The 23,204-nt window shown below is 40.2% G+C and carries 20 protein-coding genes and 2 CRISPR repeat arrays (1 of these 22 only partly in view); of the genes, 11 read left to right on the forward strand and 9 right to left on the reverse strand.

The features are described 5' to 3' along the window. Positions 1-420: direct repeats of the CRISPR family, unit length 32 nt; unit sequence CCAGCTACGTACGCGTAGCTGTGAGTTGAAAC (it extends 610 nt beyond the left edge of the window). A 248-nt stretch (positions 421-668) separates the two neighbouring features. The 10 genes from cas3 (at position 669) to rsmA (ending at position 13,844) form a co-directional block, all read left to right on the forward strand. Next, positions 669-3,131 carry a CRISPR-associated helicase Cas3' gene (cas3, locus tag EDC51_RS03010; protein WP_131928133.1) on the forward strand — a complete coding sequence of 821 codons (2,463 nt, stop codon included), beginning with the start codon at positions 669-671 and terminating at the stop codon, positions 3,129-3,131. An 11-nt stretch (positions 3,132-3,142) separates the two neighbouring features. Continuing rightward, positions 3,143-3,883: a type I-C CRISPR-associated protein Cas5c gene (gene cas5c / locus EDC51_RS03015; protein ID WP_131928134.1), complete on the forward strand. Its 741-nt coding sequence runs from the start codon at positions 3,143-3,145 to the stop codon at positions 3,881-3,883. After that, the gene (gene cas8c / locus EDC51_RS03020) at positions 3,880-5,871 is read left to right on the forward strand and encodes a type I-C CRISPR-associated protein Cas8c/Csd1 (RefSeq protein ID WP_131928135.1); all 1,992 of its coding nucleotides are present in this window, start codon (positions 3,880-3,882) and stop codon (positions 5,869-5,871) included. Before cas5c ends, cas8c begins: the two co-directional genes overlap by 4 nt. A gap of 29 nt (positions 5,872-5,900) precedes the next feature. Beyond that, on the forward strand, positions 5,901-6,743 hold the full coding sequence (gene cas7c, locus EDC51_RS03025; protein WP_131928136.1) for a type I-C CRISPR-associated protein Cas7/Csd2: 843 nt from the start codon (positions 5,901-5,903) through the stop codon (positions 6,741-6,743). Beyond that, positions 6,744-7,406 carry a CRISPR-associated protein Cas4 gene (cas4, locus tag EDC51_RS03030; protein WP_131928137.1) on the forward strand — a complete coding sequence of 221 codons (663 nt, stop codon included), beginning with the start codon at positions 6,744-6,746 and terminating at the stop codon, positions 7,404-7,406. A 559-nt stretch (positions 7,407-7,965) separates the two neighbouring features. After that, positions 7,966-8,979: a type I-C CRISPR-associated endonuclease Cas1c gene (gene cas1c / locus EDC51_RS03035; protein ID WP_131928138.1), complete on the forward strand. Its 1,014-nt coding sequence runs from the start codon at positions 7,966-7,968 to the stop codon at positions 8,977-8,979. 44 nt (positions 8,980-9,023) lie between these two features. After that, a complete protein-coding gene (cas2, locus tag EDC51_RS03040) occupies positions 9,024-9,317 on the forward strand; it encodes a CRISPR-associated endonuclease Cas2 (protein ID WP_131928139.1) in 294 nt (97 codons plus the stop codon). Positions 9,318-9,517: 200 nt separating this feature from the next. Further along, positions 9,518-10,280: a CRISPR direct-repeat array (repeat unit 32 nt; unit sequence GCAGCCACCTGCGAGTGGCTGTGAGTTGAAAC). 167 nt (positions 10,281-10,447) lie between these two features. Further along, positions 10,448-11,875, forward strand: coding sequence for a bifunctional D-glycero-beta-D-manno-heptose-7-phosphate kinase/D-glycero-beta-D-manno-heptose 1-phosphate adenylyltransferase HldE (gene hldE / locus EDC51_RS03045; RefSeq protein WP_025266953.1), 1,428 nt, complete (start codon positions 10,448-10,450; stop codon positions 11,873-11,875). A 61-nt stretch (positions 11,876-11,936) separates the two neighbouring features. Continuing rightward, positions 11,937-12,878 carry a peptidylprolyl isomerase gene (locus EDC51_RS03050; protein WP_015432833.1) on the forward strand — a complete coding sequence of 314 codons (942 nt, stop codon included), beginning with the start codon at positions 11,937-11,939 and terminating at the stop codon, positions 12,876-12,878. Between the two features lie 99 nt (positions 12,879-12,977). Beyond that, positions 12,978-13,844 (forward strand): 16S rRNA (adenine(1518)-N(6)/adenine(1519)-N(6))-dimethyltransferase RsmA, encoded by an 867-nt coding sequence (gene rsmA / locus EDC51_RS03055; protein WP_015432834.1) that lies wholly within the window; start codon positions 12,978-12,980, stop codon positions 13,842-13,844. Between the two features lie 90 nt (positions 13,845-13,934). Here the strand turns inward: rsmA and fadD are convergent, their stop codons facing one another. The 9 genes from fadD to EDC51_RS03100 form a co-directional block, all read right to left on the reverse strand. Next, positions 13,935-15,620, reverse strand: a complete 1,686-nt coding sequence (fadD, locus tag EDC51_RS03060) for a long-chain-fatty-acid--CoA ligase FadD (protein WP_025266950.1) — start codon at positions 15,618-15,620, stop codon at positions 13,935-13,937. Positions 15,621-15,629: 9 nt separating this feature from the next. Further along, entirely contained in the window at positions 15,630-16,055 is a 426-nt protein-coding gene (locus EDC51_RS03065; RefSeq protein ID WP_131928140.1) for a SoxR reducing system RseC family protein, read from the reverse strand. A gap of 11 nt (positions 16,056-16,066) precedes the next feature. Beyond that, positions 16,067-17,026, reverse strand: a complete 960-nt coding sequence (locus EDC51_RS03070) for a MucB/RseB C-terminal domain-containing protein (protein WP_131928141.1) — start codon at positions 17,024-17,026, stop codon at positions 16,067-16,069. A gap of 134 nt (positions 17,027-17,160) precedes the next feature. Then, the gene (locus EDC51_RS03075; RefSeq protein ID WP_131928142.1) at positions 17,161-17,550 is read right to left on the reverse strand and encodes a hypothetical protein; all 390 of its coding nucleotides are present in this window, start codon (positions 17,548-17,550) and stop codon (positions 17,161-17,163) included. A 3-nt stretch (positions 17,551-17,553) separates the two neighbouring features. After that, complete coding sequence (gene glnE / locus EDC51_RS03080) at positions 17,554-20,457, reverse strand: bifunctional [glutamate--ammonia ligase]-adenylyl-L-tyrosine phosphorylase/[glutamate--ammonia-ligase] adenylyltransferase (RefSeq protein ID WP_131928143.1); 2,904 nt, start codon at positions 20,455-20,457, stop codon at positions 17,554-17,556. 46 nt (positions 20,458-20,503) lie between these two features. Next, positions 20,504-20,800: a YciI family protein gene (locus tag EDC51_RS03085; protein WP_025289530.1), complete on the reverse strand. Its 297-nt coding sequence runs from the start codon at positions 20,798-20,800 to the stop codon at positions 20,504-20,506. 20 nt (positions 20,801-20,820) lie between these two features. After that, complete coding sequence (gene yciA / locus EDC51_RS03090; protein WP_025266944.1) at positions 20,821-21,267, reverse strand: acyl-CoA thioester hydrolase YciA; 447 nt, start codon at positions 21,265-21,267, stop codon at positions 20,821-20,823. Next, entirely contained in the window at positions 21,254-21,817 is a 564-nt protein-coding gene (locus EDC51_RS03095; protein ID WP_025266943.1) for a septation protein A, read from the reverse strand. The genes yciA and EDC51_RS03095 overlap by 14 nt, the downstream gene beginning before the upstream one ends. A 7-nt stretch (positions 21,818-21,824) precedes the next feature. Further along, the gene (locus EDC51_RS03100; RefSeq protein WP_131928144.1) at positions 21,825-22,565 is read right to left on the reverse strand and encodes a hypothetical protein; all 741 of its coding nucleotides are present in this window, start codon (positions 22,563-22,565) and stop codon (positions 21,825-21,827) included. A gap of 120 nt (positions 22,566-22,685) precedes the next feature. Here EDC51_RS03100 and yfbV point away from each other — a divergent pair, with 120 nt between their 5' ends. Beyond that, positions 22,686-23,123, forward strand: coding sequence for a terminus macrodomain insulation protein YfbV (gene yfbV / locus EDC51_RS03105; protein WP_015432844.1), 438 nt, complete (start codon positions 22,686-22,688; stop codon positions 23,121-23,123). The last annotated feature ends 81 nt before the right edge of the window (positions 23,124-23,204 follow it).

Genomic DNA, 23,204 nt, shown 5'->3' on the forward strand with positions numbered 1-23,204 from the left:
CGCGTAGCTGTGAGTTGAAACATCGATATTGAAGAACAGCAGTTAGCCTTGGCGGCCAGCTACGTACGCGTAGCTGTGAGTTGAAACGCCAATAGTCGGTGCAGACCACGTCTGTGATGTGCCAGCTACGTACGCGTAGCTGTGAGTTGAAACCCATTTATCGTTACATTATCACCAGAAAAAACATTACCAGCTACGTACGCGTAGCTGTGAGTTGAAACTCTGCATTTTGGTATCGGCTAACATACAGCGTGCCAGCTACGTACGCGTAGCTGTGAGTTGAAACATTTTGTGGCTTGCATAAAATACCCCTTTTTCGGTCCAGCTACGTACGCGTAGCTGTGAGTTGAAACCATAAATCCGCCGCTTGTGCATAATTGCCAAACCGCCAGCTACGTACGCGTAGCTGTGAGTTGAAACTTCGACCCGAAAGGGGATGCTGATATTTTAAAACCCAGCTACGTACGCGTAGCTGGTGAGCTAAAATACTTTTTTCACAAACAAGAGTCTATTTAGTGCTTGCTCTATATTGCAAAATAATATGTATATAGCAACGTCCCCTTTGATGAATCTAGATAGCATGCGATCTTAGGAATAAGCATTGTAAGTTCTTGTATATAATTGTAGTATACATCATCCATTCTCTGCATAAATTTACGAGCTTTAACATGAGTAAGACCGAATTTATCGCCCATGTTCGAAAATCTAACAAACAGTTACAGTCCGTTTCAAACCATCTTTTAGAAACTGCCTCAATCGCAAGAACTTTGGCTGCTAAATTAGATTTAGCTGATGCCGGGGAATTACTCGGTTTAATGCATGATTTTGGTAAATATTCTAAGAAGTTCCAAACATATATTCGCCACGTAACCGGTATTTTAACTTACGCGGATTTAGATAGCGAAGATGAAAATAATGGAGGGGATCATTCAACTGCAGGCACTCAATGGATTTATGGCCGTTTAAGAAAATTGGGCGCAGCTAAAAATGCAGATGGGAAAATTATTGGTATAGGCGAGCTTGTCGGGCAAATTTTAGGATTATGTATTGCTTCACACCACGGAGCGGGGCTAATTGACTGTTTAAGCCCTGAGGGTAGTGAGAAACCAAAATGGCGAGAGCGCTTTGATAAAGATGATAAGCTGACACATTTATCGGAATGTGAGAAAAATGCTGATGCAGTCATCATAAATCGGGCAGAAGAATTAGTGGGCATAGATTTAGTAAGATTAGTAGATAAACCTATTCGGGCAATTTTAAATCAAAAAGAAATTCCTTTTAAGCTCAAAGAATTTTACTTAGGCTGCTTAACTCGATTTTTATTTAGTTGTTTGATTGATGCGGATCGAATTAATACCTCTGATTTTGAAAATGAAAGACAAAAAGAAATTCGTAATCTTACAAACACACCAAATTGGCAAAAAGCGATTGATAAATTAGAATCTCATTTATCTGGTTTTTCAATTAAATATCCGATTGACGGAATTCGTCGAGAGATTTCTGAATCCTGTCTAGAACGCTCAACAGATCAACAAGGAATTTATACTTTAACTGTCCCAACTGGTGGTGGAAAAACATTATCGAGCCTCCGTTACGCACTCCATCACGCTAAGCTGCATAATCTTGATCGTATCATTTATATTATTCCTTACACTTCAATTATTGACCAAAATGCTCAAGCTGTTCGTGAAATTTTAGGTGAAGAATGGGTTCTGGAACATCATTCTAATATCGAACCTGACCAGCAAACTTGGCAAAATAAACTTTTATCTGAAAACTGGGATAAACCGATAGTTTTTACTACAATGGTTCAATTTTTAGATGCTTGGTTCGGTAGTGGTACGCGCGGTGTTCGTCATATCCATGCAATGACCAAAAGTGTGCTGATTTTTGATGAAATTCAAACTCTTCCGATTAAATGTGTCCATCTATTTTGTAATGTTTTAAATTGGCTGACTCACTTTGGAAAATCCAGTGCAGTATTATGTACAGCAACTCAGCCATTACTAAATTCACTTAAAAATCCTCATTTAGGTCAAATTCAATTAGCAGATAATGCTGAATTAATAGGAAATCAGTTCAAAATACGGGAGCTATTTGACAAACTCTCTCGGGTTGAAGTTAATTATTGCCCACAAACGGGTGGCTATTCGTTAGAAAATGCAGGTGAGTTTTTATTAGAGCAATTTGGACAATATTCTAGTTGCTTATTTATCGTTAATACTAAGAAATGGGTGCAGGATTTATATCGGTATTGCCAAAATAGAAATCTTCCGCAAGAGGCACTTTTCCATTTAAGTACTAATCAATGCTCTGCACATCGTAAAGCGATTTTTGATAAGATGAAAGCTCGATTAAACAATAAAGAGCCTGTGATTTGTATCAGTACTCAGCTTATAGAAGCCGGTGTCGATATTTCTATGGCTTGTGTTATTCGGGCATTAGGCGGATTAGATAGTATTGCACAAGCCGCTGGTCGCTGTAACCGTCATGGCGAAAATAAGGGTAAAGGACAGGTTTATGTATTAAATCTTCAAGAGCCAAATTTAGAAAGTGTATTACCGGATATTTATATTGGTCAGCAACAATCGGAGAGAATATTTAATGATTTTGAAGAACAAGACATTTTGCAGCCTAATGCAATGAGCCAATATTTTGATTATTATTTTTATAATCGTAGTAATGAAATGGGATATTCTCTGCCAAATCATTATTCAGGTACTTTACTGGATTGGTTATCTGATAATGCACAAAATACTTATACACCTAAAAATAATCAGCGTAAAACAGTATTTCCGCTATTAATGCAATCCTTTAAAAGTGCAGGGAAATTATTCCAAACGATTGATGCGCCAACACAAGCGGTTATTGTGCCTTATGAAAATGCAAAAGAACTTATTGCAACATTATGTGGAACAGATGACAATGAGAAAAAATATAAGGCATTGTCACAAGCTCAACGTTATAGTGTTAATGTATTCCCTAATGTTTGGCGAAAATTACAAGAAAAGAAGGCTATTCAAGAAACACAATTAGGTTCGGGGATCTTTTATTTAAAAGATCGTCATTATACAGAAGAATATGGATTATCTATCGAAGAGACAGGTAATCTGACTTTTTATGATTTATAGAAAGGAGCGATATGAGTAACGAAAATACATTCCGTAGTCGATTATTTAGTTTTCGTGTATGGGGTCGGCAGGCACTATTTACAGACCCTATCACCAAAATTGGCGGTGAGAAATTTACCTACCCTGTTCCAACTTACGAAGCGCTTAAAGGCATACTGAGAAGTATTTATTGGAAGCCTACCCTGATCTGGCATATTTCCCGTATTCGCGTGATGAAGCCTATTCAAACTCAAGCCAAATCGACCAAACCTTTGGATTGGAATGGCGGTAACACCTTAGCAATCTATACTTTCCTACATAACGTTGAATATCAAGTTGAAGCCTATTTTACTTGGAATATGCATTGGGAAGAGCTTGCCGGTGATCGTAATGTCGGCAAACATACCGCGATTATTGAAAGAATGCTTGAACGTGGCGGGCGACAGGATATTTTCTTAGGTACGCGTGATTGCCAAGGCTATATTGCACCTTGCCAATTTGGCGAAGGTGAAGGCTTTTATGATAAAGTGGATGAGCCTATTGATTTTGGCTTGATGTTCCACAGTTTCGGCTATCCTGAAGAGACCGGAAATCATGAATTAATTAGCCGCTTTTGGCAGGCAAATATGCAAAAGGGCGTTATTAATTTTCCAGCTGTTAGCGATAGTGAATTAAAAACCCGTTTTATTAAAAAAATGAAACCTTTTAAGCCCTTTAAACGTGGTGAAAATGTAAAAGCGGTGGAAGAGGAAGCAAAGGAGCTTGAGCTATGAGTTGGATGCAAAAATTATACCGTACTTATGAAGCAGCTTTGCAAAAAGCATCAAATCTGAGTGAAGAGCCTCTAACGCCTATTGGACATACCCAGCAAAACGCCCATATTGTCATTGTTTTAAATGGCGATGGTGAATTTCGAACCGCTCAGGTTATGCCTCCTAAAACGGCAATTATGCTACCTGCTACCGAATCTTCAGAAAACCGAACAAGCGGAGAAGCGCCGCATCCGTTGGCAGATAAAATTCAGTATGTAGCTAGAGACTATTCTGCTTATGGAGGTGAGAAAAAAGCCTATTTTGAAGGCTATTTGAACCAACTACAGGCTTGGTGCGATTCTGCTGCTTCTCATCCTAAAGTGTCTGCTGTTCTGCATTATGTGAAAAAAGGGAAAGTCGTTGAGGATTTAATTACAGCTGGCGTATTTCAGCTTGGAGCTGACGGAAAGGTGCTCAGTAAGTGGGTAGAAAAGGGAGATGCGCCTGCAATTTTTTCAACATTGCCTAAAACAAAAGGCGAGATTGAATTTGGCTCGGCATTGGTTTGTTGGCGCGTAGAAATCAAAGGCGATCCACAAAGTGATACTTGGACGGATGTTACCGTTCAACAATCATGGATTGACTACTTGGCTTTAGCAGACAGCCAAACAGGGTTTTGCTTTATACAAGGCAAAGAAAGCCCCGTTTCTAATATGCACCCTGCTAAATTACGTCACACAGGAGATAAAGCTAAACTGATTTCTTCGAATGATACCGCTGGTTATACCTTCCGTGGGCGTTTTGAAACGGCAGAAGAAGCTGCAAGTATTTCTACGGAAGTTTCTGCTAAGGCTCACGGTGCTTTACGCTGGCTAATTTCTCGTCAAGGTATTCGTAACGGTGAACAAGTTACTGTTGCTTGGGCAATAAGCGGAGAAAAAGTACCTTCACCATTACAAGATCCTTTTGATGAGTGCTACGACTATGATCTTGAAGAGATAAGTGCAGTTGAAAATAACGTAGAAAGTGAAATGCCATCTGAAACTAGAGGTAAAATCGATCACTCAGTAGATTTGGGTAAAAATGCAGCTGAAATGATCAAAAAGAAATATCAAGGCTATAAGGCTAAGCTCAAAGCACACGAGCAAATTTCTTTATTGATGTTAGATTCAGCAACCCCAGGGCGAATGGCTTTGACCTATTATCAAGAATTTTTACCTGCAGATTATTTTGCCAATTTAGATGCGTGGATTGATGATTTTTCTTGGTATCAACGCCATAGTATTGAAACAAAAAATGGCAAGAAAAACGATAAACGCCTAGTTTGGGCAATTGTTCCACCTTCGCCATTCGCGATTGGCAATGCTGTGTATAGTAAATCGCTTAGCGATTCCCAGAAAAAACAACTTTATGCCCGTTTGTTGCCGGTGATTGCCGGAGGCAAGAGCGTACCTATTCCCTATGACTTAGTGCAACAGAGTTTTCAAGTAGCTTGTAATCCGCACGGGTGTGAAAACTGGGAATGGCAACGGAATATCGGTGTGGCTTGTGCTTTATATAAAGGCTGGCGAGCCCGTCATCATAATGAATCAGAAAGGAGAACTTACGATATGAGTTTAGATAAAGAAAATCGCTCACGTGATTATTTATACGGCAGATTATTGGCTGTGGCAGAAAATATCGAGGCTTATGCCTTATATTTAGCGGGAGAAAAGCGTTCCACTAATGCTGAGCGTTATATGCCGAAATTTGCGAACCGTCCATTCTATACTTGGCGTAATATTGAAATTGCATTAAAACCTTATCAAGAACGCCTGAGAAATCATAACAAAGATACAGGCAGTCAGGCATTAGCTGAGATTACAGATCTTTTTGTGACCGAAGACTATACGAATGATTCGCCACTGAGTGCTGAATTCTTATTAGGCTACCACTGCCAAAAAATGGAAATTGCACGCCAACTAGCTGAATTGACAGCAAAAAAATCCAAAACAACCGAAACTGAATAACGATCTTCAAAATACTGAGGGAAATTACTATGAGCTTAACTAAAAAAATTGACTTCGCTTTAATCATCAGCGTTAAGAATGCTAATCCTAATGGTGATCCATTAAATGGCAATCGTCCTCGTACTGATTTTCACGGTTTTGGTGAAATCACTGATGTTTGCTTAAAACGCAAAATTCGAGACCGTTTGCAAGATGCTGGCGAAAGCATTTTTGTCCAATCTGATGAAAAGAAAACCGATAGTATGACTAGCCTTGCCAACCGTGCGAAAGATAAAGATGTTGGTTTAGGTAGTGACGCGTTTAATGCTAAAAAATCCAGTCGTGATGAAACCGCTAAAAAAGCGTGTGAAAAGTGGCTGGATGTTCGTAGTTTTGGGCAAGTTTTTGCATTTGGTAAAAGTGATGATGGCGCAGGCGTATCCATTGCTGTGCGCGGACCAGTAACCATTCATTCGGCATTCAGCGTAGCGCCCGTAAGTGTTACCAGTACTCAAATCACTAAAAGTGTTAGTGGAGAAGGTGATGGTAGCAAAAAATCTTCTGACACTATGGGGATAAAGCATCGTGTGGATGGTGGTGTTTATGTGGCTTATGGCGCAATGTCACCACAGCTTGCCGAACGTACTGGTTTTTCAGATAGTGATGCGAAAAAAATCAAATCCGTTTTAACTAAACTGTTTGAAGGTGATGCCTCTTCTGCACGCCCAGAAGGCTCAATGCAGGTGGTGAAACTGATTTGGTGGGAGCATAACTGCAAATCAGGGCAGTATTCTTCGGCGAAAGTGCATAGTAGTTTGAAAGTAAATGCAGATGGCAGCTATGAATTAAGCGTGCTTGATGGTTTAACACCGCAAGAAATTGACGGATTCTAAATGCTGAGTGTTTTGCAAAAAACGGAGCAAAACCAACAGCTTGTTACAGGAAGTGAGCAACTTATTGTGCAGCTTTCCGCTTTGCAACACTACGCCTTCTGCCCACGTCAATGTGCGTTGATACACAACGAACAGGCATGGGCAGAAAACTATCTCACTGCACAAGGTCAAGCGCTGCATAAACGGGTGGATAGTGGTGAGCCAGAAACCCGAAAAGGTGTTCACTTTGAGCGAACGGTTCATGTTTCAGCTGAAAAATTAGGCATAAGTGGCATTTTGGATTTGGTTGAGCGAGATCTAAAAACAGGCGAACTAAAGCCTGTGGAATATAAACGTGGCAAGCCAAAACCTGAACCGATTGATGAAATCCAGCTCTGTGCTCAAGCGTTATGTTTGGAAGAAATGACTGGGCAAACTATTAACGAGGGGGCGTTATGGTATATGCAAACTCGCCATCGTGTGCCGGTGGTGTTTTCAAATGATCTCAGACAAGCAACACTGGATACGATTGCTCAAGTCCGCGCATTACTGATAAGCGGTAAAACGCCTTTACCCCAATATGGCAAACATTGCAAAGCCTGCTCGTTGGTGGAGATTTGCCAGCCGAAGTTGTTGGAGAAGGATAAATCGGCGGGGTATGTGAAGGGGGTGTTTGAGGAGTGAAAATAGCAGCTTATGAAGCTCGATAGTTTAGCATTGTAATAGAATCGATAATCATTACTTAAATGAGGTGGTTTTTGTTTGGTGGTAGCTACAATTAATTACATGATTCAATTTATCACACACCTTATTATAATCAATACTCAATAAAGTTTACTTTTGTTTAAAGGTAGCTATAATGCCCATGTTGTCATAAGGAAATTTGTGGCAACAAATCTCTTTCTAACAACTTGGGAGATTGGACATGAAAAAATTTATTTTCGTCGAACAAAATGGGGACAAGACAACCTATGTATCTTGTGAAGGATACTCTGTGTGGATTGTTGCTTTCATTATGACGTTATTTAGGATAGGAGGAATGGTTGGACTAATTGCTTGGTTTATTTAAGTTTAAATTAATTTGATAATGTAAGACAAAGTCTTATATCAGCGAGCCTTGGTGATGCTGTGAGTTGAAATATTGATTATTGATTATATATTGATAATCGAGGCAACCCCTTTTAGGGGTTGTATTTTTATGTGGTATTATGTAGCGAATTTTAAATAACTTTGAGGATTGTTCATGCGCAAACTCCAAAACACCCTCTACATTACTACCCAAGGCAGTTATCTCCACAAAGAACGTGAAACTTTGGTCGTGGAGCAAGATAGGAAAAAAGTTGCTCAGTTGCCAGTACATTCAATTGGGCATATTTTCTGTTTTGGGAATGTATTAGTGTCACCGTTTTTGATGGGGTTTTGCGGCGAAAATAATGTCAATTTGGCGTTTTTTACAGAAAATGGGCGTTATCTTGGACGATTGCAAGGGCGGCAAAACGGTAATGTGTTGTTACGCAGAGCCCAGTATAAAAAGTCGGAGACTAACCCTGAGCCTGTTGCTCGCAACATTATTGCTGCCAAAATTCAGGCATCTAAGCGTGTATTACAACGCCGTTTGCGTAATCACGGCCAGTGTGAGCCGGTAGAGCAGGCGGTTACAGCGTTAAATATGAGCCTGAAACAATTACAAAAAGCCGATAATTTAGATCTCATTAGAGGGATTGAAGGTGATGCGGCTTCCCGCTATTTTGGTGTATTCCAACATTTGCTGAGCGAACAGTGCGAATTTCACTTTGACGGACGAAATCGCCGCCCGCCTCGTGACGGTGTGAATGCCTTGCTTTCATTTCTTTATAGTATTGTAGGGAAAGATATTAGTGGCGCGTTGCAAGGTGTGGGGCTTGATCCGCAAATTGGTTTTCTACACGCCGACCGTCCGGGGCGAGACAGTTTGGCACAGGATATTTTGGAAGAGTTTCGTGCGTGGTGGGTGGATAGAATGGTATTGTCGCTGATTAACCGAGGGCAGATAAAACCGAATGATTTCATTACTGAATCTGGTGGTGCAGTTATGCTTAAACCAGAAGTACGCAAACTGCTCTTCCAAACACTGCAAGCCAAAAAGCAAGAAAAAATTATCCACCCGTTTTTGGGTGAAGAGGTAGAAATAGGCCTATTGCCTTATATTCAAGCAATGTTATTGGCTCGCTATTTACGAGGTGATTTAACCGAGTATCCTCCATTTTTAATGCGCTAATTGCAAAATATCCCCCCAAATCGACCGCTTGTGAGAACTCAACGATGATGATGCTGATTACTTACGATATTTCTTTTGATGATGCCGAAGGGCAGAAACGCCTACGCCGTATCGCCAAACATTGCCTAGACTATGGTATTCGCGCTCAATATTCGGTTTTTGAATGCGATGTCACACCCGATCAATGGGTTAAACTCAAACAAAAACTCCTCGATACTTACAATCCTGAAACAGACAGCTTACGCTTTTACCATCTCGGTAGCAAATGGCGTAATAAAGTGGAACACCACGGCACCAAGAGAGCGGTAGATATTTTTAAAGATACATTGATTTTGTAGTATTGGGAACATCGCTAACGTCTGGTTCTCATCAAAATACGAGGAGACTAGCGATTTTAATTTGTCCTTTAATAATCAATCAGTTAGAAATTTCTCCGAGTACTGCATATCTTATGCTACACTTAAATCACTCCTTTTATTTCAAGTTAGCGAATCACAGAGCGTTAAGCCTTGTGGCACAATGCGTTGAAATATAGGGAGCAGCCACCTGCGAGTGGCTGTGAGTTGAAACACTTTGTAAATGTCAGAGAAATCAATATCACGAGGCAGCCACCTGCGAGTGGCTGTGAGTTGAAACATGGTCTACGTCTTTGCCTTTCAGGGCGGCCTTGGCAGCCACCTGCGAGTGGCTGTGAGTTGAAACTAAAGTACAAGCATTGACACGACTGGATAAAAATAGCAGCCACCTGCGAGTGGCTGTGAGTTGAAACACCGCAACATACTGCCAATAGGGTTGTTCGTCCAGCAGCCACCTGCGAGTGGCTGTGAGTTGAAACTCTTGCGGATAATGAAGTTATCCGCTTCCAGTTGGCAGCCACCTGCGAGTGGCTGTGAGTTGAAACGGCTTATAGGTTAAACGCCCCACATTGTAATCAAGCAGCCACCTGCGAGTGGCTGTGAGTTGAAACAACAAAAAAATGCAGAGGTTAAAAATGCTCAAATTGCAGCCACCTGCGAGTGGCTGTGAGTTGAAACTGCATGGAGTGCACCACCGCCTCCCATCTGATCAAGGCAGCCACCTGCGAGTGGCTGTGAGTTGAAACATATCAGGATATGAAAAACGAATACCCCAATATGCGCAGCCACCTGCGAGTGGCTGTGAGTTGAAACACCACGTTCAATACGTTCAATAACTTCGCCAATCGCAGCCACCTGCGAGTGGCTGTGAGTTGAAACCTTTGAACCAGTACCAAAAAATGGGACTGGGGGTGCAGCCACCTGCGAGTGGCTGTGAGTTGAAACATCTTGAAGTATATCTGGATAGCGTCTCCAGCCTTGCAGCCTCCACCACGTGGTTGTCGCTTGAAATGTTGCATAAGAAAACACAAAACAATCTATATTTTCTGCTGAAGTAGCTAAATATCCGTTATAATGTCGCCATTTTTCATCTTATCTTAGAGTAAAAAATTATGATGATGCACTACTCCTCTCAATTTAACCATGCAAAAGTATTAGTGCTTGGTGATGTGATGCTAGATCGTTATTGGTTTGGATCCACAAATCGAATTTCCCCTGAGGCACCGGTTCCTGTTGTCAAAGTGCAGGAAAATGAAGAACGTGCAGGTGGTGCGGCGAATGTCGCGATGAATATTGCTGCGCTTAATGTGCCTGTCACCTTACATGGCTTAGTTGGGCAAGATGATGCAGGTTCAGCATTAGATAAATTATTAAACTCTCACCAAATTCAAAACCACTGCGTAGCGTTGGATAGCCATCCAACTATCACTAAATTACGCATTCTTTCCCGCCATCAACAGCTATTGCGTTTAGACTTTGAAGAAGGTTTTCATAATGTTGATAGTAGTGAGTTGCTTGCAAAATTATCCTCAGAAATTACCGCTTACGGCGCATTAATTTTATCTGATTATGGTAAAGGAACGTTAAATGATGTGCAAAAAATGATTCAGATCGCACGCCAAGCAAATGTCCCCGTATTAATCGATCCTAAAGGTACGGATTTTGAACGTTACCGTGGTGCAACGCTTTTAACACCAAATATGAGTGAATTTGAAGCTGTAGTTGGGCATTGTGCTACAGAGGATGATATTGTACATAAAGGCTTAAAAATGATTGCTGATTTTGATCTTTCTGCCTTATTAGTCACTCGTTCTGAGAAAGGCATGACTCTGCTCCGCCCTAATTTCGAACCATTCCATCTTCCAACTCAAGCTCGTGAAGTTTACGATGTGACAGGCGCAGGCGATACTGTAATTAGCGTGCTTGCAACGGCAATTGCTGATGGCAGAAATTTAGAAGAAGCTTGTTACATTGCCAATGCTGCTGCTGGGGTTGTAGTGGGTAAACTTGGCACTTCAACTGTTTCACCAAGTGAGCTAGAACAAGCTATTCACCAACGCACCGAAACAGGTTTTGGCGTAGTTTCAGAAGCAGAACTAAAGCAGATTGTGCAACAATCAAAAGCGCGTGGTGAAAAAATTGTGATGACTAACGGCTGCTTTGATATCTTACATCCAGGACATGTTTCTTACTTAGAAAATGCTCGTAAATTAGGGGATCGTTTGATTGTTGCAGTTAATACCGATAATTCGGTTAAACGTTTAAAAGGCGAAAATCGTCCAATTAATGATTTAGCAAGCCGCATGGCAGTGCTTGCAGGGTTGGCTTCGGTTGATTGGGTTGTACCATTTGATGAAGATACGCCACAGCGTCTGATTGGTGAAATTTTACCAAACTTATTAGTTAAAGGTGGTGACTATAAAGTGGAAGAAATTGCTGGACATCAAGAAGTTTTAGCGAATGGTGGCGAAGTTCGAGTATTAAACTTTGAAAATGGCTGTTCTACCACCAATGTCATTAAGAAAATTCAATCTTTGTGAACCTTTTAGATAAATGCTATTCTAAGCAGCATTCATTTCAACCAACTTAACAGGAATAAAAATGAAATTTATCTCATTAAAATCATTATTTGTTGCTACTTTTGCACTATTTGCCGTTTCACAAATTCATGCGGTGGAAGAACGTGTTGTAGCTTCTGTAGATGGTCATCCTATCATGCAAAGCCAAGTACTAAAAACGCTGGGTAAACGTAAAAATACAGAAGCAAACCGTAAAGCAGCAACCGATGATTTAATTAATGACTTTCTCGTTCAGCGTGCAATTCAGCAATCTGGCATTAAAGTGAATACCGCTTATGTTGATCAGGTTATTGAAAATATGGTGGTACAAAATGGGATCACTTATGGGCAATTTTTAGATTATTTAGATTATAACAATATCAGCCTTAACCAATACCGCCAACAAATTGCTCATCAAATTTTGATGGATAATGTAAAACAGCAAGCGATTGGGCAGTCTATCCGCGTTGAGCCACAAGATGTACAAAGCCTTGCAACTAAAATGCTTGAAGAAGCAAAAACGAATGGCAAATTAAAAACTATCACGGCATTACAACATCGTGTGAGCCATATTTTAATCAAAACCAACCCGATTTTGAATGATGCTCAAGCCAAAGCAAAATTGAATAGCATTGTGGCAGATATTAAAGCTGGTAAAATCAGTTTTGAAGATGCAGCCAGAGCGAATTCTGTTGATTATGCTTCAGGCGCAGAAGGCGGTGATTTAGGCTGGAATTTCTTAGATGCTTATGATAAAACCTTTGCGCAAACTGCCCAAAAAAGCAAATTAGGAGTTATCTCAGCGCCGTTTAAATCACAATTTGGCTGGCACGTATTAAAAGTCACCGATACTCGCCAAAGCGATCGTACTGAGGATGCTTATTTCCAACGCGCTTATGAGCAGTTATTTGATAAGCAAGCTCAAGATGCATCTAAAGACTGGGTAAAAGCGCTTAAAAATAGAGCAGAAATAAAATACTACTAATCTTTTCTTAACATAGCAGAACCTCGCCGTAAGCGGGGTTCTTTGCTTTATTAAATTTGCAAAAAAGTGGTAAAAATCTACCGCTTGTAAGGAATAAAAATGAGTTCAAATTCAAAAAAACATCTAGGACATACTGCCCGTAAACGTTTTGGGCAAAACTTTTTGCACGATATGAATGTTATTCATAATATTGTCGCTGCAATTAATCCGAAAAAAGATCAATTCTTACTCGAAATCGGCCCCGGGCTAGGTGCTTTAACTGAGCCAGTTGCAGAACAAGTTGAGCAATTGACCGTGGTTGAGTTAGATAGAGATCTCGCTGAGCGTTTACGTCATCACCCTTTTTTACATCACAAGCTCACAATTATTGAGCAAGACGCATTGCGTTTTAATTTCCGCGAATATTTTGAAAGTTTAAATCTGCCAGAAGGACAAGGTGTACGTGTGTTTGGAAACTTGCCATACAATATCTCTACTCCTCTTATGTTCCATCTATTTAAATTTCACGATTTAGTACAAGATATGCATTTTATGTTGCAAAAAGAGGTGGTAAAACGTTTATGCGCAGCTCCAAATAGCAAAGCTTACGGACGTTTAACTATTATGGCACAATACTACTGTCAAGTGATGCCCGTGTTAGAAGTGCCACCAAATGCATTTAAGCCTGCTCCTAAAGTAGATTCTGCTGTGGTACGTTTAGTGCCCTACAAGACCTTACCGTATCCAGTAAAAGATATTTATTGGCTCAATCGTGTTACTACGCAAGCATTTAATCAACGCCGTAAAACCTTACGTAATGCCCTTTCTACACTATTTACACCAGAGCAACTAGAAGCATTAAATATCGATCTTAATGCACGGGCGGAAAATCTCGCTATTGCCGACTACACCCGCCTTGCTAACTGGTTATGTGATAATCCCCCCGCAGCAGGAAAAATTGAGATTATTGAAAATGATGTAGAATAGAGACGAAAAACCGTTGGAAAATAATTTCCAACGGTTTTTTCTAACAACTGCATCTTCGAAAATATTCTAGCATGCCTTACTAACAAAAGATTAAGACTTCTCCATTCTTGCAATCTCTTCATCTCGCAACACACGGCGAAGAATCTTACCAACATTACTTTTTGGTAAGTCATCACGGAATTCAATATCACGAGGGATCTTATAACCCGTCAGATGCTGGCGGCAATGATTACGCAATTCTTCGCGGGTTAAGCTTTCATCTTTTTTAGTGACATACACTTTAATACTCTCACCTGATTTTTCACTTGGAATACCCACTGCAACGACTTCATTCACTTTTGGGTGCAATGCAACGACATCTTCGATCTCATTTGGATAAACATTAAAGCCTGAGACAATGATCATATCCTTTTTGCGATCAACAATACGTAAATTCAGATCTTCACCAAAGGTGACAATATCACCTGTTGCCATCCAACCATCTTTCAGGACTTCTGCCGTTTCATCAGGGCGTTGCCAGTATCCTCGCATTACTTGTGGCCCTTTTACCCAAAGTTCACCTCGCTCTCCAGCTGGCACATCATTGCCCGCATCATCAACCACACGAATATCAGTATTTGGTACAGGTACACCAATAGAGCCTGAATACTCAATAGAATCATTTCGAGTGGCTGAAATCAATGGTGAACATTCGGTCATACCATAACCTTCAATAATGTGACAACCAGTCGCTTTATGCCAACGATCCGCAACAGAACGTTGAATTGCAGCTCCTCCGCCAATTGAAAGTTTCAGATTTGAGAAATCGGCTTCAGAAAAATGTTCGTTATTTAATAAGGCATTAAATAGCGTATTCACCCCGGTAATTGCCATCACAGGATATTTTTTAAGCTCTTTAACAAACCCAGGAATATCTCGAGGGTTAGTAATTAGCAAGCCTGTTACACCAAGTTCAATAAAGAGTAAGCAATTCGCACTTAGCGCAAAAACGTGATAAAGCGGTAAGGCGATCACTGCAAGTCGATTTTGACGAGCTTGTGTAAGAGGATACGCTACCCATTTTGCCTGCATGATATTTGCTACCATATTACGGTGTGAAAGCATCGCACCTTTTGCTACGCCTGTTGTTCCTCCCGTATACTGTAAAAAAGCAAGATCGTCTTGATAAATTGTTGGGCGAACATACTGACGTTGTTTACCAATACTCAAGGCTTCGCGAAAACTCACTGCATGCGGTAATTTATATTTTGGTACTAATTTCTTGACATATTTCACCACAAAATTAACCAATGTACGTTTACCAAAAGAGAGTTGGTCACCCATCCGGGTTAAAATAACGTGTTTAACCGCCGTATTAAATACGATTTTCTCAAGCGTTGCCGCAAAATTAGACACAACAACAATAGCCTTGGCACCACTATCATTAAGCTGATGTTCTAGTTCTCTGGGCGTATAAAGTGGATTCACATTCACTACAACCAGTCCAGCACGTAATGCACCAAATAAGGCGATCGGGTATTGCAATAAATTTGGCATCATCAATGCTATGCGATCACCTTTTTCTAAGCGTAACTCATTTTGTAAATACGCAGCAAAAGCTCGGCTACGTTCTTCTAATTTACGATAAGTTAAAACCTGCCCCATATTAATGTAGGCGGCTAAATCTGGATGACGCTGTACTGCTTTCTCAAACATTTCCACCAAAGATTCATATGGTTCAACATCAATAATTCGTTCTGCATTCGGCGGATAATTTTCAAACCAAATTTTTTCCATTAGTTTCCCCTAAAGTTTACGCACAAATATCGGGTTTAAGCCGTTGATTATTTGGCGTTTTATTATTTTTTTGATGCTGATAAATGCAACAAGAGTGCTACATAAAATTAATCCAGCAATCACAAGTTCATTAGCAAACCACATTGAAAAGAGCAATGTGCTTGCAATTAACACAAATAATGGCACTGCATATAGCCAAAAAACTGAAAGCAGTAAATGATTTTCAGTGATCCCAATTTCAATCTGATCACCACTGTTTAAATGTTGGCTCACGACAATATCAAATTGTGGCTCACGTTTTTCGCCCACTAACGCGGATAATGATTTCGTCCCACAACCTTCTGCTGCGCAACCTCCACAGCCACTTTTGGCAAAGGTTTGGATTGTAGCAATGCCATTTTGGTAGCGCAAGACTAAAGCTTGTTCAAGCATCATTTTATTTATCCTTATTTTTCAAGCGGTTGTTTTATTTTAATATTTTGCAAAATATGCTGTGCCGTTGTAAGCGGTATTTCACCGACAAGTACTAAATCTTTTTGCGCAAGACTCAGTGTATAAACGGTTGTTTTTCCATCTTGCCAAGTATGCTCATTTAATGGCAATTCTTTGCTATCTGACAAATAGATAGTAAAAGAAAATAATCCGTCACTATACAACTGGCTATCAACTTCTTCTCCATCAGGCAACTGTTCCCGCGCTACCGATTGCAATCTAAAACCTCTCGGTAACCACTTAGGCTGCCAGCTTAAGTTATCACTATTCATTGGGGCTTTACTTGGAATCATTGGAGATAAAATCAGCGGACGAATAGCATCAACCATATCCAACAGCTGATCATCTAGACGCAAATTAATCACACGGAAAAGCTCCAGCACATTATGTTCACGATCGAGCAATTCACTTTTTAGCAGTAATTTGCTCTCTTCATCGATCCAAAGACGATATTGATAGCGAAACTCATCTTTCGGTACGATACGAATTTGGCGGGCTACTCGATTAGCTATACGATCTTTACCCATATCAATAAAACTATACCCTTCCAAACGGTTAAAATCACCATACAGCACCATTGGACGGTTATCTAAAATTTTATTTGTTTGTAAGCTAAAGGGTTGAAAATCGCCAAAATAGCCAACTAAATTATCTTGCTGTAAAAATTCTTCACGTGAACCATCTAAACTGAGCAACTGGGCATATTGCTGATTATCCCAATGCACATGGCGATACCGCCATGACTCAAGAGAACGCCCTTCTTGGAAAAGATAAAATTGTTCGTAATTCGCCTGTTGCTGAGCTTGTGACATCGCGACTAAATAACTTAACGGCGTTGCTATTGTTTCTGCCCTCACGACTAGCGAAAAGCACCATACACTCAACAAGGCTAACAAAGAGGATTTTTTGATCATACTATGTATATTGAGGAAATTAACTATCAAACTTTCGTTTGATTTAGGGACTACTGAGCATTCAGACTGGCTATTAGCTGCCCCTCACTTAAGCCAGTCAGAATTTTACCAAACTTTTGTGTAGTTACCTAAAATTACCAGCAACTATAGCAGAAACGACGCCATCCCCAACGAGGATAATCATCCCAATAATAACGTTGGCGCATATACTCTAGCTCTTCTTGAGCTTTGTAATTTTCAAGTGCCAACTTATAACATGCTTGAAACATTGGCTGACCTATTTTTTCTGCATAACGTTGTTCAAATTCTTGTTTTTGCTGTTCTGTTTGGCTTAAGGGTGGGTTAAATTGCTGGTGTAATAACTGTGCAGCTTCAGTATCACATTGTCTTGCCAGTTTAACTTGTAAAGCCTGCTCTGCCCGTAAGCGTTTCGCTTCTTGCACCGCTTTTTGTTCTGGGGTTAAAGCACAAGCAGAAAGTAGTAATGCACTACTGATTAAAGCTAATTTTGAGGGAAATTTCATAACTTACTCCTGTTTAAGAGAAGAAAAGAGATTGTTCCATATCTGACAGACAATTTCACGTTCTGTTGCAAACTCTGTCTTAACGACATAACTTTCTTGATTAAGTAAATTAAGCTGATGCACCCTATTACGTAAACAGATGTAACACTGCTTGAGCAGCTCGCCTTGTTCGGCACTTAAAATGCCACATGCAATCGCACTGTCAAAAATCCGCACATTATCTGACCAAACCGCCATATCTGGATAATATGCGGCATAATTTAACACTAAAAACTGGGCGATAAATTCAATATCTGTAATGCCACCTCGGTCATTTTTTAAATGGAAAACATCCGACTGATTTTTCGCAAAATGCATATGCATTTTGCTCCGCATTTTGCAAATTTCCTCACTTAATTGACCGCTTGCACGCTTTTGGCATAACGTTTCTCGGCGAATTCGTGCAAATTTTTGACGCAATTCAGGCGAACCATAAACCGCTCTAGCACGCACTAATGCTTGGTTTTCCCATGTCCATGCCTCATTTTTCTGATAAAAATCATACGCCTCAAAGGTGCTAACTAACAGTCCTGCTTCTCCAGACGGGCGCAAGCGCATATCCACTTCATACAACACGCCTGCCGCAGTATTTAAATTAAAAATGCCGTTAATCTTCTGCGCCAACTTTAAATAAAATTGATGTGCGGAAATAGATTTTTTCCCCCCTTGGGTTTCGCTATTTTCTGGCGCATTATGCAAAAATACCAGATCCAAATCGGAGTTATAGCCGAGTTCAATCCCCCCTAATTTGCCATAGCCAACCACCACAAAATCTTGTGCCGCATCTTGCAAATGTTCGGGAACTCCAAATCGACGAGCTACCGATTGCCATGCTAATTTAACCACTACGGCTATAATGGCTTCCGCAAGATAGGTTAAATGATCGCTAATTTTCATCACCGGTAATACCCCTAGAATGTCGGCAGCCGCAATGCGCAGAATTTGGCTCTGCTTGAATTGACGTAAGCTATCCATTAAAGCTTCTTCATCTTCTTCGGGAATACGCATTAGGTATTCTTGTAATGCGGCAGGATATTCATCTAAACCTATCACACGCGTTAAACTTTTTTGAACAATCAGTTCATCAAGTAGAATTGGGAAACGCGCAATCTGTTCAGCTATCATCACCGATTTACCACACAAACTAAGGAGCTGTGGCAGAATTTGCTCTTTTTCAAGGAGAAGTTCCAAATAGGTCGTGCGAGTCACAATTTGATCGATGATTTTCAAAATACGTGGGAGCAATACTAAATAATCCTGCTGACTAAAAATCTGATCAACAACTCTCGGCATTAATTGACGTAAAACATCTCGCCCCCTTACGCCAATTGGACGCTTAAGCCATTCTTGTAAGATTGTTGAAAGATGCTGAAAGATCTCTGCATAATCTTTTTCTTGCACTGTGTAAGCACGTAAATTTACGACAAGTTCTTCTAAAGTAATTTGGTAATGCAGTATATCCCGCCAAGCGGCATATGTTTGTTTTTCGTCACTCTTTTCGCTTTCATCTTCTTCCCCTACCAATTCATTAAAGATAGCTCGCACATTTTTCTGATGCTGGGCAAGTACAGCCAGAAAATCTTGCCAAGAGTGCACATTTTCTTTTGCTGTTGAAGCAAGATATTGCTTAGTAAGATAAATTAAAATTTCACGTTCTTTTTCATCATGGGGCAATGTTTGTGTTTGCTTATCTTCAATTGCCTGCAAACTATTTTCCACTAATCGTAAAAAGAGATAAGCTTGCTGCAATTGTGCGACTTGCTCGTTTGAAAGCAATTTTAATTCGGCTAGATGCGGCAATACCTTGAGTAAACTGCGTTGTTGTAAGATCTTATCCCTGCCTCCTCGCATCATCTGGAATGCTTGTACGATAAACTCAATTTCTCGGATACCACCTGCACCAAGTTTGATATTCTCGGTCAATCCTCGGCGAGCAACCTCTCGGCTAATTTTTAATTTCATCTCACGCAGTGATTGAATCGCGCTAAAGTCTAAATAACGGCGATAAACAAAGGGACGTAACATTTGTGATAAATAGCGATGATTATGATTTTGCAAATTTTCACCCAAAATCCGCCCCTTGATCATCGCATAGCGTTCCCAATCTCGACCCTGTTCTTGGTAATAATCTTCCATCGCGGTAAAGCTCAACACTAAAGCGCCACTCTCTCCAAATGGACGCAAACGCATATCCGTACGATACACAAAACCATCCTCTGTTATCTGATCAAGAGCTTGGATAAGACGCTGCCCTAAGCGAGTAAAAAATTTGCTATTTTCCATTGGCTTACGCCCACCAGTGGTTTCACCCATATCTGGGTAAGCAAAAATCAAATCAATATCCGAGGAAAAATTCAGCTCGCGACCTCCCAATTTTCCCATGCCAATAATGATGAATTCCTGCACTTCGCCCTGTTCATTCATTGGTGTGCCATAATCTTGACAGAGACGAGTGAATAACCAGTCCCGAGCATTAATAATCAATGCTTCTGCCAATTCAGATAATTTTTCAAAAACAACTTGAACTAAATGAGGGTTGTTGGATTGCAAATAGCTGAGTGCTGCCAGTTCTCGATGACGAAAATGGCGCAGCGTAGAATGTAATTCCTCTTCTGTTTCAACAGAATCTAGCAGCTGATGTAAACGAGTAGAATAATGTTCACAATGTTGCTCAGTAGGCGGCATCTCTAACCATTTTGTTAGCAATTCAGGTTGGTTTTGCAAAGTGGTATAGACAAAATCTGACATAGCAATTGCCTTTACAAGCGGTGCAATTTGCGCAGAATTTTGCAAAATGTCAGGAATGCGTTGAGAGGAAAACAATGTTTGTAACTTTTGTTCTGCTGATTGAAAAAGTAGAGATTCCATAGCGCCAAAATCGAAATAGGGGCAATTTGACTTGCCCCTAGGAAAATTAAAATACTTTGATAAATGGTTTTACAATAACATCGCCATAAACCCCTGCTTCAACATAGGGATCTTGGCTCGCCCATTCTTTAGCCGCCTCTAGCGAAGGGAATTTAGCAATTACTGTTGAGCCACTAAAACCGGCTTCCCCTGGTGTTGAGCTATCAACCGCGGGATTCGGCCCTGCAGTTAATAAACGCTCTTCCGCTTGTAATGCTTGTAAACGTGCTAAATGTTTATCGCGCACACTTAAGCGCTTTTCTAAGCTGTTTGGTAAATCTTGGGCAAAAATTACGTAATACATCATCATTGTTTTCTCCTTACTTAGTTTGAATGGCGTTCAATTAGCGCTAATGCTTGATCTAATTCAGGATTATTTTCGCGCGGAATTGGTCGTGGCTTTTTATCTTCTCCCACCGCAACATAGGTAAAATGTGCTTCTGTTACTTTCGTACGTCTGCCTGTGCCGTCATAAACTTTTTTAATCCAAATCTCAACCTTCACATCCATTGATGAACGACCAACGCGAGTGCAACTGCCATAACAGCAAACTACATCACCAATCGAAACGGGAGTGAGAAAAACCATTTTATCAACACATACTGTCACGACTCGCCCTTTCGCTATTTCTTTAGCGAGAATAGCGCCTCCTAAGTCCATTTGTGACATCAACCAGCCACCAAAAATATCGCCATTGGCGTTGGTATCTGCAGGCATTGCTAAGGTTCTCAATACTAGGCTACCGTGTGGTCTTTCGTTAGATTCTGTCATTACTTTCTTCCTTATTTTGTTCTAGTTGTTTCAAATGTGGGTAGAGAAAAATCCCTGTTGCAACGACGGCAAGTAAGCTCAGCCCAGTTAGGCCAAACACTTTAAAACTTGCCCATGCATCATCTGAGAAAAATTCGCTGATTACAATATTTAGCCCCGCACACAGAATAAAAAAGCTAGCCCAGCCAAGATTGAGTTTTTTCCATATGGCTAGAGGCAGTTTTAACTCTTTACCGAGGAGCATCTGTACTAATGGCTTGTTAAAACCAAACTGGCTAATTAATAAAATTGAGGCAAAGATTAAATTGACAATCGTCACCTTCCATTTCAAGAAGGCAAGATCATTAAAATAAGCTGTCAGCAGGCCAAAGAAAACAACGGCAATTCCCATGATCCATTGGTTTTTTTCTATTTTCTTATATAGCACTTTAAGTAAAATCAGCTGAATAAGCGTCGCAATAACAAGAACAAGAGCTGCCTCTTGCACGCCATGGCTTTTATAAACGATAAACCACAAAATCAGTGGAATAAAATCAAGTAGTTGTTTCATTTTTCCTCTATTGGCGATAACTTTGATAAAAACGGAAACTAAAAATTACCATCACTAAATTCACAAAGGCATTCAATGCTTGAGCGAGAATTACGCCAAATGTACCAAATGCACTAAATGCCCCCACTACAGAGCTCAATGCAGTAGGAATAAAATAGATAATGGCAGTAAACATAATTAATGGCAACATACGTCCATAACTGAGTCCCCAAGTAAATTTTAACGTTGCCCCCAAGGTTTTTCTTGGTTCTTCAATTAAATATGCATAAATCACCAAATTTAATTTAATGAATACAAATAATCCCATTAACATGACAGGCATTGCAAGTAAAGGCGCGCTATCGCCAAGTGTAGGAAACAACGCAAAAGCAAGCCCTAAAGAGATTGGAAAGACTTGTACTACAGTTAATAAAATGGCTTGCAGAAATAAACTAAAAGCGCTAGCTGCATTATGCAGAAAGGTTCGATAATCACCGTTATTAATTGATTTAATATTTAAGATCAGTAATACATTTACAAAAACAATAACGAGCATGGAAAGCATTGAAGGTATCAACAGATCAATAGCTCTCATCTGTTCATGAATAGCGCTTCCTTCAGCCGCCTCTAAGAATGTAGAACGAGGAATAATTAAGCTAATTCCAATTTGTAACGCGGCTAATAGCACAACAGCAGATAAAGTAAATTGTGCCCGGTTACGAACGAAATTCCAAGTATCTTGGAATAGAGATTGAAAATTAATCGGCATTGAAATTCTCAACGGGTTTGTTAAAAATGTTGCGAAGTATAGCAACTGTTAGTGGTGATTTCTATTGTAGATTTCTACGACTTCGTTACAATACGCCATCATTTTGACGGAATCGCACTTATGCTAACAACCATTCAAGCGGGGCAACGTTATATGAATACGTTTCCCAATCAGAAAAAACTTAATCTGTTTATGCCTGATTATCGTCTAATCCGCCTAGTTAAATTTGCCGGAAAAGCAATGCCTGCGTTTGCTTGTTTTGCCATTTGTTGGCAATATTTTTTCCCGGATCCAGAGCAATCTACTTTCGCTAGCGCCTTCTTAACAGCGTTATTTGCATTAAGTATTCCATTTCAAGGTTTATATTGGCTGGGAAAACGGGCAAAATCCCCACTGCCGTTACCATTGCTAGAATGGTATGAAACGTTACGGCAAAAATTAAATAGTGAAATCAAACAGCAAATTGCTGATCAAACTATGCCCAGCTACCAAGATTTTGCTAACTTACTCAATCTTGCAGAACAAACTTGGGGCGATAACTATTTTGATGAATTGTAAAAAAATAGCGTAAAACTGACCGCTTGTGAGAACTGGTTCCCATTACTTTGGGTCATAGAGAAAAACGTGCCATTCATGTTA

It is taken from the genome of Bibersteinia trehalosi, from assembly GCF_004346205.1.
Taxonomy (GTDB): Bacteria; Pseudomonadota; Gammaproteobacteria; order Enterobacterales; family Pasteurellaceae; genus Bibersteinia; species Bibersteinia trehalosi.